Source organism: Streptomyces sp. NPDC026659 (assembly GCF_040638245.1).
Classification (GTDB): Bacteria; Actinomycetota; Actinomycetes; order Streptomycetales; family Streptomycetaceae; genus Streptomyces.
Genome location: NZ_JBEZXY010000001.1, coordinates 53,388 through 69,210, shown reverse-complemented (window position 1 = coordinate 69,210; position 15,823 = coordinate 53,388). Strand labels below are relative to the sequence as shown.

The following is a 15,823-nucleotide window of genomic DNA, read 5'->3' as shown; positions in this document are numbered from 1 at the left end:
CAAGGGTAAGCGATCATGGCATTTGAGTGTGGCGCCCTCGGGCGTTCAGGCGGCAAGGCCGCTCTGGAGTGCTTGCATCACCTTCTGGCGTACCTGCTGGCTGATGATTCCGACGTCTCCCCTGGTGCGATCAGGGAAGGCGAGGGCTGGGCTGCCAGTAGAATCCAGGTCGCCCGCCCCGGAGGTGCGATCATGGAGCAGTATATTCAGGTGAGCGTCGGCGGAGAGATCGTGGACATTTACCTCGAGAGCGCTCGTGAGGCGTTGAGCAACGACGATCTTCAGGGGCGGGATCTCATGATGACAACTGTTCTCAGTGGGGTAACCGATCCTGTGGTCAATGACCGGATCATGGCCTACGCCCTGACGGAGTGGCACGGAGTTCCATGGGACGAGACATCCGGATTTACCGTCCCCGGATCGCCTGATTAGTGCCGTTCCGTAGCCGGGGCAAACGGTCGAGGGATGATTCGCACGATCCCGTTCGTCGGCCGGTTGGTTGCTCTGGAACCCTGGGAGTTCGCCTGTGTGAGTTCCCAGGGTTCCATCCAAGAATGGAAGTCTCATGTTCTCCCTCCGCGCGGACGACGAAGACGGCAGGAATCTCGGATTCTTCTCCGACGTCCAGGATTTCTTCGTTGGACATGCGGACGCCCTGTCCGAATTCAGTTCCGAGGTGGATTTCGATGGTGAGGGGGACGGATTCTGGGTGCGCCCCCGGCTGATCGGAGTGGAGCCGTCGGGGGTGTTGCGGAGGGCGTGGCAGGCCCGAGGGGATCTCGGGGGCGAACTCGGGAACGCGTGGATCGACGTCCACGACACGACCGGTCGGACCATCGGCTCGTATTTCGTGGGAGCCGTGACGCTGGAGCACTGGGAGGAGGGGGGCGACGGGACGGCCGTGGCCACGGTGGCCTGCTGGGTGGGCTCGCTGCCCGAAGCCGGGGCCGGTGAAGTCTGGAGAGCCTGGAGCAGTGGACCGCCTGCCTCCGTGAACGAGTGGGTGCGCCTTTCGGCAGGCCGGAGGAAAGGGTGGATCGAGGTCGCCGGGAAGTACCGGCGCGGTGGCGAGAAGGTGGACCCGCGTCGTGAGCGGTACACCCTCGATGGTGCGAACATCAGTGATCTCACGAGTTTCTACTGCGCCATTGGCGAGGCCATGAACGGGCCCGGCGGGCACTACGGCAGCAACATCGCCGCGCTCGACGACTGCCTCTTCGGCGGATTCGGCCCGGCCGCTCCTTTCCGTCTCGTCTGGGAGAACTCCGAGGTGGCGGTGGGCGCGCTCGGGAGCCTGCCCACCTACCTCCCGAACGCCTCCGTGCTGGACCAGATCGTCAGTTGCTTCGAACGACGCGGGGTCACCGTCGAGTTGGCGTAAGCCGCCTCATGGGGTCAGGGCGCGGCCCCAGGGGAGGAAGGGGCGGCCAGATACCCCTCGATGAGCCGAGTGAGTTCGTCGATGATCGCCTCGCGGTCGATCGGCGGGGGATCGAGGACGTAGCCGACCGTCACGGACTCGATGGTGCGCACGAGAATCCAGGCCCCCGAACGCACCGGCCCCACGGCCGGACGGCGCCGGAACAGGAGCGCGGTGGTCACGAGGTCGTCGACGCGCCGTACGAACTCGGCCCGCTGCGGGTTGGCGCTGCGCGGCAGCTGCTCGTAGACCACGCGCAGCAGACCGGCGTCGCCCTCCAGGGCGTCCAGCAGGGCCCCGATCGTGCTGCGGACGCTGTCGGTGGCGTCGAGGTGGGACACGAACGCGTCGGTGATGCGAAGGTGCAGCCGCTCGACGTACTGATCGAGCACCCGGCCAAGGATCGCCTCCTTGTCCGGGAAGTACTGGTACAGGGACCCCGGGCTGATCCCGGCAGCGGCGGCGATCCGGCTGGTACTGGCGCGCTCGTACCCCCGCTCCAGGAGCACCTCGCGACCGGCCGTGAGGATCCGCTCGACCATGGCGCGGGACCGGTCCTGCCGGGGGATCCGTCGGGCTGCACGCCGCGGTGAGCCAAGGGTCATGTTCACTCCGAGAACGCGAATTGAACGCGAGTAATCGCTCGTGTCAGCATCCAAACGTGACTCCACTCGACGCACAAGACGGGCGGGAGACCTCGCCGTATCCGCGACGCTTCCGCGGCGCACCGGAGCGCAGCCTCCGCATGGGCAGAGTCCTGCGGCGCGTGGCCGGCGTCGATCACGTGGACGAGGAGCTGCTCGACCTCATCGGCCGACGTATGTACGCCCGCGACGAACCGGGAGCGGCCCTGGTCCGCGCCATGCGCAAGGACGGCACCGCGAAGACGGAACGCGTCACCATGGCCCAGTTCAGGACGGCACTCGACGAGGGCGTTCAGTCCGTCCCCGATGCCCCGGCCGCCCTGCTGAGCTTCTTCGCGGTCGTCGACGAGGTGCCGGACTGGGTCGACTTCGACCTCCTGGAGCGGGGCGCCGCCGTGGTCCGGCGGATGGGACGGACCGCGACCGATGTCCTGCTGCAGCTCTCCCTGATCGGCGGCTACCGGTACGGCGGACCCGCCGACCTGCTGGTCGCCACGGGCGGTCTGTCGGGTTCGAACGCCATGAGACGGCTCGGCGAGACCGAGACGTGGACGCGTGCGGTGGTCGAGCCGGGCGGGATGCGACGCGACGGAGAGGGGTTCCGGCTCACGGTCCACGTACGCGCGATGCACGCGCTGATCAACGACCGCTTCGAGACCAACGGCCGCTGGGACGTGGACCGTTGGGGCCTCCCCGTCAATCAGTCCGACCAGGCCGGCACCCTCGGCCTCTTCAACAGCACCCTCCTCCTGGGCGCCCGCTTCCTCGGCAGGCACGTGAGCGCGGAGGACTCCCTCGCGGTGATGCACCTCTGGAAGTACGTCGGCCTGCTCCTCGGCGTGAACGAGGACTGGCTCTTCGACACGGAACGCGAGCAGAACACCTTCAACTACCACGTCCTGCTCGCCCAGGACGGCCAGACCCCTGCGGGTGCGGCCCTGTCGGCCGCGATCGTCGACGGAGAACGACACCTGGACCACGGCCGGCTGACCTCACTCCGCGCCCGCTACGCCCAGGCACGTCTCCTGGGCATGCTGCGGTACTTCCTCGGCAAGCGGAGCCTGCAGGACCTGGGCCTTCCCGTCACGCTGCCGTGGGCGGTACCGGCCGTGATCACGAAGAACCTCGCCGCGTCCCTCGTCGTGGGGACCTCCGAGCGTGGACGCCGACACCTTGACCGCGTCGGGATGGAGTTCCGGCGTAAGCGCGCTCGCATGCTGTTCGAGGGGGCGCGGCAGGAGATCGGGCGACTGCCGCTCTGAACCGTCGACTCCGAGGCGTGGCGGTGGAGGGTGAACGGCGCCCTTGCCCTGCAGAAAGCAGACAGGGAGCTGCCGGATGTGCCGTACGTTGGATTGGTTCTCCGTCCGGGTGATCAAGGGGGTCCGATGTACGAGGCTGCTTCCGAGGCGAGTGGCGCCCTGTTGTGGCTCAGATTGACAGGTTTCATCCTGTGTGGAATCGGGGGAATTGCTCTGGTTCTCGCCGCCGCATCTTTTTTCACCATTCGTGACCTGAGGCGAAAAGGTGATCTGGAGGATGTGTCGGCACTCCGCCGAAATGGCATCATTTCAGGTATTGCCGGGTTTTTGCTGGTGGGCTCTTTCTTTGTTGTGATGATGATTTAGACGACTTGTAGAGCGGATGGCGCCAGAAGAGCTGTGGACGTTGTTCCAGCGGGTGGCGCCCCCCGGCGCCGGCTCGTCTGCAGGGCGGAGGGCGTCGTCGGAGAGGGGATCGCGAGGTGCTGGCCGCGATCGTCTTCGTGGGCACTTCGGGCTGCACCTGGAATCAACTCCCGCCGGGCTTCGGGCTGTCGGGGTCAACGCCTTCCGGCGGTTCACCGAGTGGACCGCGGCCAGGGTGTGGGCCAAGCTCCACCGCCTGGTCCTGGACGGACTTGGCGCCCGGGGTGAGCTGGACTGGTCGCGGTACGCGATCGGATCCGTCAGCGTCCGGGCCCTCAAAGGGGGCAGCTGGCAGGACCGAATCCGACCGACCGCGGCAAGAAGGGATCGAAAATCCACCTGCTCGTGGACCGCCGGGGCCTGCCCCTGTCGATCGGCATCTCCGCTGCCAACCTCCACGACAGCCAGGCTCTTATCCCGCTGGTCCGCGGAATTCCGCCCATCCGTTCCCGTCGCGGCCTCCGGCGTCGGCGGCCGGCAAGCCGCATGGCGACACAGGCTACGACTATCGCCGCCTGCGACGATGGCTTGCTTCCTGTGGCATCCAGCACCGTCTCGCCCGCAAGGGCGTCGAGTCGTCCCGATACCTGGGCCGGCACCGCTGGGCCGTGGAGCGGACCCTGTCCTTGGTTGTCCGGCTGCCGTCGTCTCCGTCGTCGCTACGAGCAAGCCGGAACACTTCCCCGCCTTCATCGCGACCCTCATATGTAACCGCAGACTCACCAGTGAAATGGCGTCTAAGGAGGTACGGGTAGGTGATTCCGCTCAGATCTGGTGCTACCGGTAAGCGGCTCGCCTGATCGAACCGATGTTCCTCACGATCTTCGAGCCCGGTGCGCGCCAGTGTAGAATGGATAGTGCCCTTGACCTGCAGAAAGCAGGCAGGGAGCCGTCTTTCGGGAGTCAAGAATGCTGCGCACGATGTTCAAGTCCAAGATTCACCGCGCCACCGTCACCCAGGCCGACCTGCACTATGTGGGATCCGTGACCATCGACGCGGACCTGTTGGACGCCGCCGATCTGCTGCCCGGCGAGCTCGTGCACATCGTGGACATCACCAATGGGGCCCGGCTGGAGACGTACGTCATCGAGGGTGAGCGTGGGTCCGGGGTGATCGGGATCAACGGGGCGGCCGCGCATCTGGTGCACCCCGGGGACCTGGTGATTCTGATCAGCTATGCGCAGGTCGACGACGCCGTGGCGCGGGCGCTGAAGCCGAAGGTCGTGCATGTCGACGGGGAGAACCGGATCGTCGCCCTCGGGGCCGACCCCTCCGAGCCGGTGCCGGGGTCGGACCAGGAGCGGAGCCCGCAGGCCGTGTCCGCCTGACCGGTTGTGGGTCGGGGCCGAGTGAGGCGGCGGGCTGCGGGTAGTCGGGTGGTGGTCCCGTGGCCACCAGTTCCGGGACCGCCCGGAGGACAGTCATGACCCAGCCGAACCCCGACCCCGTACCCCCGGCCCCGCCGCCCGGTCCGGGTCCCACGCCGCCGGATCCGTACCCGAGCCCCGTACCGCCTCCGGAGCCGAGCCCCGTACCGCCTCCGGAACCGGGCCCCGGGCCGACGCCGCCGGGACCGGGGCCGACGCCGCCTCCGGTACCGCCAGGTCCTGAGCCGACCCCGCCGTCCCCGGTGCCGCCCGGCCCGTCGCCGACGCCACCGTCTCCGGTGCCGCCCGTGCCTCCGAGTCCCGAGCCGGTCCCGCCGCCGTCACCCGTGCCGCCGGGGCCGTCACCGTCTCCCATTCCGCCGGGCCCGGAGCCCGTGCCGAACCCGGAGCCGGGGCCGCCGCTCACGCCGGAGGAGTGAAGGGCCTGGTCCGACCCGGCTCCCGCTCACCCCGGAGGGGCGAGGCAGCCTCGGCGACTCCGGTCGCCTCCGCCACCCCACCCCTCCGCGCGTCACCTACGCCTGGACCTCCGCCCGGTCCCCGCCCCACAGCGTGTGGAACGAGCCGTCCTTGTCCACGCGCCGGTAGGTGTGGGCGCCGAAGTAGTCCCGCTGCCCCTGCGTCAGTGCCGCCGGGAGGCGGTCCGCGCGCAGCGCGTCGTAGTACGCGAGGGCCGCCGCGAAGCCGGGGGCGGGGACGCCCTGGCGGGTGGCGGCGACGAGGACCTCGCGCCAGTCGTCCTGGGCCTCGGCGATCTCGCGGGCGAAGGTCTCGTCGGAGAGGAGGCTCGGCAGGTCGGGGCGGGCGTCGTACGCGGCGCGGATGCGGTCGAGGAAGGCCGCGCGGATGATGCAGCCGCCGCGCCAGATCGAGGCGACCTCGCCGAGGTCGATGTCCCAGTCGTACTCCGCGCTGCCCGCCGCGATCTCGTGGAAGCCCTGGGTGTACGAGACGATCTTGGAGGCGTACAGCGCCTGCTCGACCTTGTCCGCGAAGGCGGCGGCCTCCTCCTTGCTCAGCGGCGTCGGCGTGGGGCCCGCCAGGTCGCGCGAGGCCTCGCGCAGCGCCGCGTGGCCGGAGAGCGAGCGGGCGAAGACCGCCTCGGCGATGCCCGAGACCGGGACGCCGAGGTCGAGGGCGATCTGGACCGTCCAGCGGCCGGTGCCCTTCTGCTCGGCCTGGTCGACCACCACGTCCACGAAGGGCTTGCCGGTCTCCGCGTCCACGTGGGACAGCACCTCGGCGGTGATCTCGATCAGGTAGGAGTCGAGACGGCCCCGGTTCCAGGTGCGGAAGATGTCCGCGATCTCGGCGGGGGAGTAGCCGGCGACGTCGCGCAGCAGCTGGTACGCCTCACCGATCAGCTGCATGTCGGCGTACTCGATGCCGTTGTGCACCATCTTCACGAAGTGCCCGGCGCCGTCGGGGCCCACGTGCGTCACACAGGGGGCGCCGTCGGCCGCCTTCGCGGAGATCTTCTCCAGCATCGGGCCCAGCGAGTCGTACGACTCCACCGAGCCGCCCGGCATGATGCTCGGCCCGTGGAGCGCGCCCTCCTCGCCGCCGGAGATGCCCGTGCCGACGAAGTGGATGCCCTGTTCGCGCAGTTCCCGTTCCCGGCGCCGGGTGTCCGCGAAGTGCGCGTTGCCGCCGTCGATGATCATGTCGCCGGGCTCCAGGAGCGGCGCGAACTCCTCGATCACCGCGTCCGTCGGCTCACCGGCCTTCACCATGATGACCAGGCGGCGCGGGCGCTCCAGGGCCTCCACGAACTCCTTCGCGGTCTCGGCCGGGACGAACTCGCCCTCGCCGCCGAACTCCTCGACCAGCTCACGCGTCTTCGACGCCGTGCGGTTGTGCACGGCGACCGTGTAGCCGTTGCGCGCGAAGTTCCGGGCCAGATTGCGGCCCATGACCGCGAGGCCGGTGACGCCGATCTGCGCTGAACTGCTCATACCGTGCTCCCTAGCTGCAATCGTGGTGTGCGGCTCCGTCGGTGCGGGCCTCGCGGCCCATCCTGTCGCGCCGCCCCGGCGGGCGCACATCCGGCCCGCCACGCATGTTTACGGACGGGAGGCGCCCCTCGGCTCAGTTCACGGGAGCGTAGGGCGAAATCCGCTGCGGAGGGCACCGCCGTGCCCGGGGAGGCGGCTGCTTTCACCCCATCAGAAAACGCCCACAAGGGGCGAATCGTCCGCCGACTTCGGCCGGATTCCCCTCTTGTCACGGCCTGTTCCCCACGCTTACTTTTGCCCCTCCTGGCACATGTCGAGGGGATTGCGGAGATGGCCGTACGCGGCCGGCATCGCCGGTACCAGCCCAGCAGGATCAACCGGGCCTCACTCACCGTCACGGCGGGAGGCGCCGGACTCGCGATCCCGCTGGTCGCCGCCGGCACCGCCGACGCGGCCGCCTCCTCCACCTGGAACAAGGTCGCCGCCTGCGAGTCCAGCGGCGACTGGAGCATCAACACGGGCAACGGCTTCTACGGCGGGCTCCAGTTCACCCGCTCCACCTGGGAGGCGTACGGCGGCACCCGTTACGCACCCCGCGCCGACCTGGCCACCCGCGAGCAGCAGATCGCCGTCGCCGAGAAGGTCCTCGACGGACAGGGTCCGGGCGCGTGGCCCGTCTGCTCGGTACGGGCGGGGCTCACCAGGGGCGGAGCCCCGGCCTATTCCCCGGCCCACACCGCCGCCACCCCGGCCCGCACGGGCACCGCCACGCCACACACCGAAAGCGCCCCCGTCCGCCCCGCGCGGAGCGAGAAGGCGCACGACGTGAGCCCGCAGACCATCCCCCAGTCCCGCGCGGGCCGCGCCGAGATGTACACGGTCGTGCACGGCGACACCCTTTCCGGCATCGCCGACGAGCACGACGTGCGCGGCGGCTGGCGCGGGCTGTACGCGGGCAACCGGGCGGCCATCGGCTCCGATCCCGACCTGATCCTGCCGGGGCAGCGGCTCAGCCTGCGGCCCGGCTCCGGGACGACCGCCCGTACGACGACCCCGGAGAGCAAGCCCGCGCGCAAGCAGGCCGCCCCGGAACACAGGACCCCCGCGCCCAGGGCGCCCGCGCACAAGGCGCCCACGCCCAAGGCCCCCACCCACAAGACCGCCGCGCAACCCGCCCCCACGAGCGGGTTCATGGCCCCGGTCAGCGCCGCCGTCGGCACCGGCTACCGCGCGGGCGGCTCCCACTGGTCGAAGGGCTACCACACGGGCGTCGACTTCCTGGTGCCCACCGGCACCTCGGTCAGGGCGGCCGCCGCCGGGCACGTGGTGGCGGCGGGCTGGGGCGGGTCGTACGGCTACCAGGTGGTCATCCGGCACGCCGACGGCCGGTACACGCAGTACGCCCACCTCTCCGCGATCGCCGTACGGGCCGGGCAGAACGTGGCCATGGGGCAGCGCGTCGGCCGGTCCGGCGCGACCGGCAACGTGACGGGCCCGCACCTGCACTTCGAGGTGCGGACGGGCCCCGGCTTCGGCACGGACGTCGACCCGCTCGGGTTCCTGAGGTCACACGGCGTCAGGCTCTGAGCGCGGCCCGGCCGTTGCGGCCGGGCCCGACGGGCCGTACTACGTTCAACCGCTCCCGCGAACCGTTCAGGCGGCGCGTCCCTCAGGTCCGCGTACGGCGTCCACGTCCGGTACGAGCGCCTCGGCGCGCCGGGGTGCGGGCAGCAGCTTGACGGCGTCCACCGGAAAATCCACCGGCAGCAGGCCCTCGGCGCACGCCTCGGACAGCTCCGCCCGCGCCGCGGGCACCTCCGCGCCCGCCTCCGCCTCCGCCTCCGGCCGCTCCGTCGTCAGCAGGATCAGGCCGCCCGCCGTCACCACCCCGCACGCCAGCGCGAGCATCGTGCCCGTCGTGCCGTGGCGGAACGTCTCGCCGAACATCAGAATGCCGACCACCGCCGCCAGCACCGGGTTGACCACGGTCAGCGTGGCCAGGGGGGCGGCCAGGCCACCGCCCCGGTAGGCCGCCTGCGAGAGCAGCACGCCCGCCGCCGAGAACACGCCGATGAGTGCCAGCGAGGTCAGATCGCCGAGGCCGGGCCCGTCGCTCCAGTCGGCGGCGACCGTCTTCGTGAACACCGATCCCATGCCGAAGGCCGTACCGGCTCCGGCCGCGAGGAACACCCCGCGCACCGCCGGACTGCGGTGCGCGGCGCGGCCCGCCACGATCAGCGCCACGACCACCCCGCCGGTCACCAGCGCGACGGCCATCCGCCGGGCCGGGTCCAGGTTGTGCGCCTCGGCCGAGCCGACCAGGGCGAGCAGCCCCGCGAGCCCCGCCGTCGCCATGACCGCACCCCGCCAGGCGGCCGCCCCCGTCGGACGGCCCACGAACAGCACCGCCATCGGCAGCGCGAAGACGATGGTCAGCGCGCCCAGCGGCTGGACCAGACTCAGCGGGCCGTAGGCGAGCGCGACGACGTGCAGTACGGCGCCGAGCCCGTTCAGTCCGAGCGCCGCCCACCAGCCGGCCCGGCGCAGCGGCAGGAACCGGGCGTCGGGGCAGGACACCGCGACCCGCTCCTGCGCGAGGGCGCCGCCCGCGTACGCCACGGCGGACACGAACGACAACAGGACGGACAGTGCGAGGGCGCTCATGAACGGCTCCCTCGGACATGGGTTCGCTGGACCCTGCGCGGCGCGCGGCTGGCTTCCATGGGCGCAACTCTGCCCCACCGCGCGCCCCAAGTCGTCGTCCCTGAGCACGCGATGCGTCCTACTGCCGATGGAGTACGAAAGCCTCCCGATCATCCCCGAGGCGGGTGACTTCGCCCGCCCTGCCCTGACTCCGCCCTGACGTCCGACCCCGAGCCGACCCTGATACGCCTGATACAAGTGCGGACGTGGCCCTCGATCCCGACCTCACCGCACTGCGCCCGCTCGGCGGCTTCTTCGCCCTGCGCACGCTCCCGGACGGTGCCCGCGCGCCTGGGCAGCTCCTCACGGAGGTGTACGGGACGGCCGGTCCCGGCGTTCAACTCGACGCCCTGGACGCCCGCGTCGCCCTGATCGGCGACCGCCTCCGTACGACCGAGCCCCGCGTCCGCGCCTCCATCGCGCAACAGGGCCTCGCCGCCCGGCTGTGGTCGCCCGCGCTGGCCTGCGCCGCGCTGTACGGCGAGGTCCCCGACCTGGGACCGCTCCACTGGGACCCCGCGGCGAGCGCCCCCGACGACCTGTGGCTCACCGGCGTACGCCCGCTGCCGGGGGACGCGGACACCCTCGCGGACACCGTCCTGCGCGCCCACCTCGAACCCCTGGGGGACACCCTGAGAGTCCGCCACGGGATCGCGGCCGGGCTCCTGTGGGGCAACGCGGCCTCGGCGCTCGTGGGAGCCGCGCGCCAACTGGACCACTGGGCACGGGCGAACGGCCGTACCGACGTGGCCGAGCGAGCCGCCGCCCTCACCGACGCCCTGTTCGCCCGGCCCCCGCTGCGCGGCACCGGAGTGCGTGCCGGGACCGCGTTCCGCCGCCGCAGCTGCTGCCTCTACTACCGCGTCCCCGGTGGCGGGGTCTGCGGAGACTGCTGCTTCACCCGCGCCCCGGGCTCTTCCCCGCGCGCCGCTTCTGGGTGACCATGAGGGAACCTGCCGCCGAGTCCAGGGGGTTGTCCGGTGCGAGTGGGACTGCTGACCCGGGAGTTCCCCCCGGACGTGTACGGCGGTGCGGGCGTCCATGTCGAGTTCCTGGCGCGGGAGTTGTCCCAGCTGGTCGACCTGGAGGTGCACTGCTGGGGCGAGGGCCGCAGCACCGGCGTCGTACGTCACCGCCCCTGGCCCGCCCTGGACGACGCCAACGACGCGCTGCGCACCTTCTCCGTGGACCTCTCCATGACCGCCGCGCTGGAGGGCCGCGACCTGGTCCACTCGCACACCTGGTACGCCAACCTCGCAGGCCACCTCGCCAAGCTGCTCCACGGCGTCCCGCACGTCGTGACCGCCCACTCGCTGGAGCCGCTGCGCCCCTGGAAGGCCGAGCAACTCGGCGGCGGATACGCCCTGTCGAGCTGGGCCGAGCGCACCGCGATCGAGGCGGCGGACGCCGTGATCGCCGTCTCCGGCGCGATGCGCGACGACATCCTGGCCTGCTACCCGGCACTCGACCCGGCCCGCGTCCACGTGATCCACAACGGCATCGACACCGGTCTGTACCGCCCCGATCCGGGTACGGAAGCCCTGGTCCGCAACGGAGTTGACCCCGAGCGGCCCTACGTCCTCTTCGTCGGCCGGATCACCCGGCAGAAGGGCGTACCCCAACTCCTGCGTGCCGTACGGCGGATCGACCCCGATGCGCAGGTGGTGCTGTGCGCGGGCGCGCCCGACACCCCGGAGATCGACCGGGAGTTCCGCGAGCTGTACCAGGAGGTGAGCGCGGAGCGGGCGGGCGTGCTGTGGATCCCGCAGATGCTGCCGCGCACGGACGTCATCCAACTCCTCACCCACGCCGCCGTGTTCGTGTGCCCATCGGTCTACGAGCCGCTGGGCATCGTCAATCTGGAGGCCATGGCCTGCGGGACGCCCGTGGTGGCCTCCCGGACCGGCGGCATCCCGGAGGTCGTCGACGACGGGCGCACGGGCCTACTGGTCGACGTGGACGGGGAGTTCGAGACGAACCTCGCCCGCGCCCTGGACACCGTGCTCGCCGATCCGGCGGCGGGCGCCCGTATGGGCGAGGCCGGACGGGTGCGCGCGACGACGGAGTTCGGCTGGGACGCGGTGGCCCGGCGCACGGTGGCGCTGTACGGGGAGATCCTCGCGCAGGCTTAGTCCCCCCGGTGCGGGGGCATCCATGGGTTCATCCACGGTGAGGGGAGTGGCCATGCGGCGAGGGGGACCTTCGGTACTCGGGATCGTCCTGGCGGGCGGGGAGGGCAAGCGGCTGATGCCGCTCACCACGGACCGCGCCAAACCCGCGGTCACCTTCGGCGGCACCTACCGGCTGGTCGACTTCGTGCTGTCCAACCTGGTCAACGCCGACGTGCTACGCATCTGCGTGCTCACCCAGTACAAGTCGCACTCGCTGGACCGGCACGTCACCACCACCTGGCGGATGTCCAGCCTGCTCGGCAACTACGTCACCCCGGTCCCGGCGCAACAGCGGCTCGGCCCGCGCTGGTTTCTCGGCAGTGCCGACGCGCTCCTGCAGTCGCTCAACCTGGTCCACGACGAACAGCCCGAGTACGTCGCGGTGTTCGGCGCCGACCACGTCTACCGCATGGACCCCCGGCAGATGCTCCGGCAGCACATCGAGGGCGGCGCGGGTGTCACGGTGGCCGGTATGCGGGTGCCCCGGGCGGAGTCCTCGTCGTTCGGCGTGATTACCCCGGGCTCGGACGGCCGTACGGTCCAGCGCTTCCTGGAGAAGCCCGCCGACCCGCCCGGCCTCGCCGACGACCCGGCCTCGGTGTTCGCCTCGATGGGCAACTACATCTTCACCACCAAGGTCCTGATCGAGGCGCTCCAACGGGACGCGGAGGACGAGGAGTCCGTGCACGACATGGGCGGCTCGATCCTGCCCCAGCTCACCGGCCGGGGCGAGGCCCAGCTCTACGACTTCGGCGACAACCACGTGCCCGGCGAGACCAGCCGCGACCAGGGCTACTGGCGCGACGTGGGCACGCTCGACGCCTACTACGACGCCCATATGGACCTGATCGCCGAGCGTCCGGCGTTCAACCTCTACAACCGCCAGTGGCCCATCTACACCCACTCGGGCCAGCTCTCCCCGGCCCGCTTCAACGCGGGCGGCATCGCGAGCGAGTCCATCATCAGCGCGGGCTGCCTGATCCGGGGCCAGGTCACCCGCTCGGTGCTCTCGCCGGGGGTGCGGATCGACCCGGGCGCGGTCGTCCAGGGCTCGGTGCTGCACGACAACGTGCGCGTGGGCCGGGGCGCGGTGGTGCGGGGCGCCGTACTGGACAAGAACGTGGAGGTTCCGCCGGGCGCGACCATCGGGGTCAACCCGGAGCGGGACGCCGAGCTGTACACCGTCTCGAAGGGCGGGGTCATCGCGTTGGGGAAGGGGCAACTGGTGTCCTGACCCCCGCTCCACGCACGGCCAGTTCCGCGACGCGCCGACACATTCCGCCCGGGATGCCCGGGTTCACGTCGTCCGACCCGCACGATGCAGGCAACGACGTCGAACCCCGAGAGGCCATCCATGAGACGGACCCGGCGTACCCGGCTGTGCCTGGCCGGAGTGCTGGCAGCGTCCGCGCTGGTCGCGAACCCCACCGAGAGCCCCGCCGCGAGTTCCGCCGCGGGCGCTCCCGCAGGGGCCACCGCAGGCGCCACCGCCGGGGCCGCGGCGCGGGCCGACGGCCACCTCGCCGACCTGGTCAACCCCTTCATCGGAAGCCGGAACGAGGGCAACACCTTCCCCGGCGCCACCGTGCCCTTCGGCATGGTCCAGCTCTCCCCGGACACCGGCCACCGCACCGGCTACGACTACGGGCAGAGCCGCATCCGGGGCTTCTCGCTGGTCCATCTCTCCGGCGTCGGCTGCCCGATCGGCGGCGACCTGCCCGTCCTGCCCACCACCGGCGACGTGACCTCCACCGACCACGCCCGCTACGCCGCCGGGTTCAGCCATGCCGACGAGGAGGCCGGCCCCGGCTACTACCGCGTCGCCCTCGACTCCGGCATCCGCGCCGAGCTGACCGCGACCGCCCGCACCGGCGTCCAGCGCTACACCTTCCCGGCCACCACCAAGGCCAACGTCCTGCTCAACGCGGCCCAGTCGCTGCACAAACCGGGCGGCAGCGAGGTCGAGATCCTGGACGACCGCACCGTGCGCACCCGGATCGGCGGCCACGGCTTCTGCCGCGACACCGGGCCGTACACCGTCTACACGATCACCCGCTTCAGCCGCCCCTTCACCGCCCACGGCACCTGGACCGGCTCCACCGTGACCGACGGCGCGAAGACGGGGACGGGCGGGGCGTACGTACGGTTCGACACCACGCGGGACCGCACCGTGGAGGCGACCACCGCCCTGTCGTACGTGGACGCGCGCGGCGCGGCCGTCAACCTCCGTGCGGAGGGCGGCCGTTCGTTCGACACGGTGCGGCAGCGGGCCCGCGCGGACTGGGAGCGGCGGCTCGGCACCGTCCATGTCGGCGGCGGCGCGGACACCCTGCGCCGCACCTTCTACTCCTCCCTCTACCGTTCGTTCCTCGCGCCGAACATCGGGAACGACGCCGACGGCCGCTACACCGGCTGGGACCGGAAGCCCCACCACGCCAAGGGCTTCACCTACTACCAGAACTGGTCCCTCTGGGACACGTACCGCACCCAGGCCCAGCTCCTCGCCCTGCTCGCCCCGCGCGAGGCCCGTGACATGGCGCGCTCGGTGGTGCGGATCGACGAGGACGGCGGCTGGCTGCCCAAGTGGGGCTACGGCACGGTCGAGACGAACATCATGACCGGCGACCCGGTCACCCCGTTCCTCACCACCGCCTACCACATGGGCCTGTTGAAGGGCTTCGAGGAGCGGGCGTACCGCGCGCTGCGGAAGAACGCCGACGGAGTGCCCCCGGCCGCCTATCCGGGCGTCGGCCGCGAGGCCAACAAGGAGTATCTGGCGCAGGGCTTCGCGCCGTACGTCAAGGGGCGCCCCTACGCCAAGATGGGCGACTCCGACTACCACTTCGGTGCCTCCGCGACCCTGGAGTACGCCCTCTCCGACGCCATGCTGGCCCAGATGGCACGCGGTCTCGGCCACCCGGAGGACGCGGCCCGCTACGCCGCCCGCGCCCGCAACTACCGCAACGTCCTCGACCCGTCGACCGGCTTCTTCCGTGCCCGCGACGCCTCCGGCGCCTTCACCGGACCGGCCGACCCGGCCCGGGGCACCGGCTTCCACGAGGGCACCGCCTGGCAGTACCAGTGGCTCGTCCCGCAGGACCTGCCCGGCATGATCGACCTGATCGGCGGCCCGGAGGCGGCCGGAAAGCGTCTGGACTCCTTCTTCGCCTACGACCAGCTCCTCGCCGACCCCGAGGGCACCGCCCGCCGGGTGTGGGTGCACGGCGATCCGTACGACTACTACAACGCCACCACGTACAACCCGCAGAACGAGACCGACCTGATCGCCCCCTACACCTATCTCTCCACCGGGCAGCCCTGGAAGACCACCGACGTGGTGCACGCCGCGCTCACCCTCTTCACCGACACACCGACCGGCATGACCGGCAACGACGACCTCGGCACGATGTCCGCCTGGATGGTGCTCTCCTCGATCGGGATCTTCCCGGTCCAGCCCGGCTACGACACCTGGGGCCTGTCCACTCCCGTCTTCGACCGGGTCGACCTCACCCTGGACCGCCGCTACTGGCCGACGGGCACGCTGACCGTCACCGCGCCCGGCACCTCGGCCGATGCCCGGTACATCCAGGGCGTCCGCACGGACGGCACCACGCACGCGCGGACCTGGCTCACCACGGGCGCCCTGCGTTCCCTGCGCACGCTCGCGTTCACGGTCGGCCCGCGCCCGTCCGAGTGGGGCACGGCACCCGGTGCCGCGCCCCCGGCACTGAGGTGACCTCACGGTCTGACGAGTTCCGCCCCGTCTCCGGTGGCGAGACTTTATCTGCTGTTAACTGAGCGTAACGTGATCGCACTTGACCGTAATCAGGGTTCGGGGATTGACTGCACACAA

Annotated in this window: 13 protein-coding genes and 1 pseudogene; 11 read left to right on the top strand and 3 right to left on the bottom strand. The window is 71.1% G+C overall.

The window, feature by feature from the left end; genetic code table 11:
• Positions 1 to 15: 15 nt before the first annotated feature.
• Positions 16 to 432, top strand: coding sequence for a hypothetical protein (locus tag AB0E91_RS00350; protein ID WP_361772850.1), 417 nt, complete (start codon positions 16 to 18; stop codon positions 430 to 432).
• A 133-nt stretch (positions 433 to 565) separates the two neighbouring features.
• Positions 566 to 1,381 carry a barstar family protein gene (locus tag AB0E91_RS00345; protein ID WP_361772847.1) on the top strand — a complete coding sequence of 272 codons (816 nt, stop codon included), beginning with the start codon at positions 566 to 568 and terminating at the stop codon, positions 1,379 to 1,381.
• A gap of 14 nt (positions 1,382 to 1,395) precedes the next feature.
• Here the strand turns inward: AB0E91_RS00345 and AB0E91_RS00340 are convergent, their stop codons facing one another.
• Positions 1,396 to 1,962, bottom strand: a complete 567-nt coding sequence (locus AB0E91_RS00340; RefSeq protein ID WP_361772844.1) for a TetR/AcrR family transcriptional regulator — start codon at positions 1,960 to 1,962, stop codon at positions 1,396 to 1,398.
• A 119-nt stretch (positions 1,963 to 2,081) separates the two neighbouring features.
• Between AB0E91_RS00340 and AB0E91_RS00335 the strand changes: the two genes are divergently transcribed.
• The 4 genes and pseudogenes from AB0E91_RS00335 to panD all read left to right on the top strand — a co-directional run bounded on the left by AB0E91_RS00335 (position 2,082) and on the right by panD (position 5,081).
• Positions 2,082 to 3,326, top strand: coding sequence for an oxygenase MpaB family protein (locus AB0E91_RS00335; protein WP_361772841.1), 1,245 nt, complete (start codon positions 2,082 to 2,084; stop codon positions 3,324 to 3,326).
• 126 nt (positions 3,327 to 3,452) lie between these two features.
• On the top strand, positions 3,453 to 3,692 hold the full coding sequence (locus AB0E91_RS00330) for a hypothetical protein (protein ID WP_361772838.1): 240 nt from the start codon (positions 3,453 to 3,455) through the stop codon (positions 3,690 to 3,692).
• Positions 3,693 to 3,708: 16 nt separating this feature from the next.
• A pseudogene (locus AB0E91_RS00325) lies at positions 3,709 to 4,539 on the top strand (IS5 family transposase).
• Between the two features lie 122 nt (positions 4,540 to 4,661).
• On the top strand, positions 4,662 to 5,081 hold the full coding sequence (panD, locus tag AB0E91_RS00320; RefSeq protein ID WP_361772835.1) for an aspartate 1-decarboxylase: 420 nt from the start codon (positions 4,662 to 4,664) through the stop codon (positions 5,079 to 5,081).
• Positions 5,082 to 5,656: 575 nt separating this feature from the next.
• On the opposite strand, the gene gndA is transcribed toward panD, so the two are convergent.
• The gene (gndA, locus tag AB0E91_RS00315; protein ID WP_361772832.1) at positions 5,657 to 7,096 is read right to left on the bottom strand and encodes an NADP-dependent phosphogluconate dehydrogenase; all 1,440 of its coding nucleotides are present in this window, start codon (positions 7,094 to 7,096) and stop codon (positions 5,657 to 5,659) included.
• A gap of 330 nt (positions 7,097 to 7,426) precedes the next feature.
• Here gndA and AB0E91_RS00310 point away from each other — a divergent pair, with 330 nt between their 5' ends.
• Positions 7,427 to 8,683: a transglycosylase family protein gene (locus AB0E91_RS00310; protein WP_361772829.1), complete on the top strand. Its 1,257-nt coding sequence runs from the start codon at positions 7,427 to 7,429 to the stop codon at positions 8,681 to 8,683.
• A 66-nt stretch (positions 8,684 to 8,749) separates the two neighbouring features.
• Here AB0E91_RS00310 and AB0E91_RS00305 read toward each other — a convergent pair whose 3' ends face one another.
• A complete protein-coding gene (locus tag AB0E91_RS00305) occupies positions 8,750 to 9,760 on the bottom strand; it encodes a DMT family transporter (protein ID WP_361772826.1) in 1,011 nt (336 codons plus the stop codon).
• 245 nt (positions 9,761 to 10,005) lie between these two features.
• Between AB0E91_RS00305 and AB0E91_RS00300 the strand changes: the two genes are divergently transcribed.
• From AB0E91_RS00300 to AB0E91_RS00285, 4 genes are all read left to right on the top strand, one after another.
• Complete coding sequence (locus AB0E91_RS00300; RefSeq protein WP_361772823.1) at positions 10,006 to 10,740, top strand: (2Fe-2S)-binding protein; 735 nt, start codon at positions 10,006 to 10,008, stop codon at positions 10,738 to 10,740.
• A 39-nt stretch (positions 10,741 to 10,779) separates the two neighbouring features.
• Complete coding sequence (glgA, locus tag AB0E91_RS00295; protein ID WP_361772820.1) at positions 10,780 to 11,931, top strand: glycogen synthase; 1,152 nt, start codon at positions 10,780 to 10,782, stop codon at positions 11,929 to 11,931.
• 52 nt (positions 11,932 to 11,983) lie between these two features.
• On the top strand, positions 11,984 to 13,204 hold the full coding sequence (gene glgC, locus AB0E91_RS00290; protein ID WP_161179973.1) for a glucose-1-phosphate adenylyltransferase: 1,221 nt from the start codon (positions 11,984 to 11,986) through the stop codon (positions 13,202 to 13,204).
• A gap of 120 nt (positions 13,205 to 13,324) precedes the next feature.
• Positions 13,325 to 15,706, top strand: a complete 2,382-nt coding sequence (locus tag AB0E91_RS00285; protein ID WP_361772816.1) for a GH92 family glycosyl hydrolase — start codon at positions 13,325 to 13,327, stop codon at positions 15,704 to 15,706.
• Positions 15,707 to 15,823 lie beyond the last annotated feature (117 nt).

What these genes read in the sequence shown, in the direction of transcription:
- AB0E91_RS00340 (WP_361772844.1), bottom strand. Translation starts at nt 1,962, where the DNA reads ATGGTCGAGCGGATCCTCACGGCCGGTCGCGAGGTGCTCCTGGAGCGG.
- AB0E91_RS00350 (WP_361772850.1), top strand. Translation starts at nt 16, where the DNA reads ATGGCATTTGAGTGTGGCGCCCTCGGGCGTTCAGGCGGCAAGGCCGCT.
- AB0E91_RS00310 (WP_361772829.1), top strand. Translation starts at nt 7,427, where the DNA reads ATGGCCGTACGCGGCCGGCATCGCCGGTACCAGCCCAGCAGGATCAAC.
- panD (WP_361772835.1), top strand. Translation starts at nt 4,662, where the DNA reads ATGCTGCGCACGATGTTCAAGTCCAAGATTCACCGCGCCACCGTCACC.
- gndA (WP_361772832.1), bottom strand. Translation starts at nt 7,096, where the DNA reads ATGAGCAGTTCAGCGCAGATCGGCGTCACCGGCCTCGCGGTCATGGGC.
- AB0E91_RS00330 (WP_361772838.1), top strand. Translation starts at nt 3,453, where the DNA reads ATGTACGAGGCTGCTTCCGAGGCGAGTGGCGCCCTGTTGTGGCTCAGA.
- AB0E91_RS00305 (WP_361772826.1), bottom strand. Translation starts at nt 9,760, where the DNA reads ATGAGCGCCCTCGCACTGTCCGTCCTGTTGTCGTTCGTGTCCGCCGTG.
- AB0E91_RS00345 (WP_361772847.1), top strand. Translation starts at nt 566, where the DNA reads ATGTTCTCCCTCCGCGCGGACGACGAAGACGGCAGGAATCTCGGATTC.
- AB0E91_RS00285 (WP_361772816.1), top strand. Translation starts at nt 13,325, where the DNA reads ATGAGACGGACCCGGCGTACCCGGCTGTGCCTGGCCGGAGTGCTGGCA.
- glgC (WP_161179973.1), top strand. Translation starts at nt 11,984, where the DNA reads ATGCGGCGAGGGGGACCTTCGGTACTCGGGATCGTCCTGGCGGGCGGG.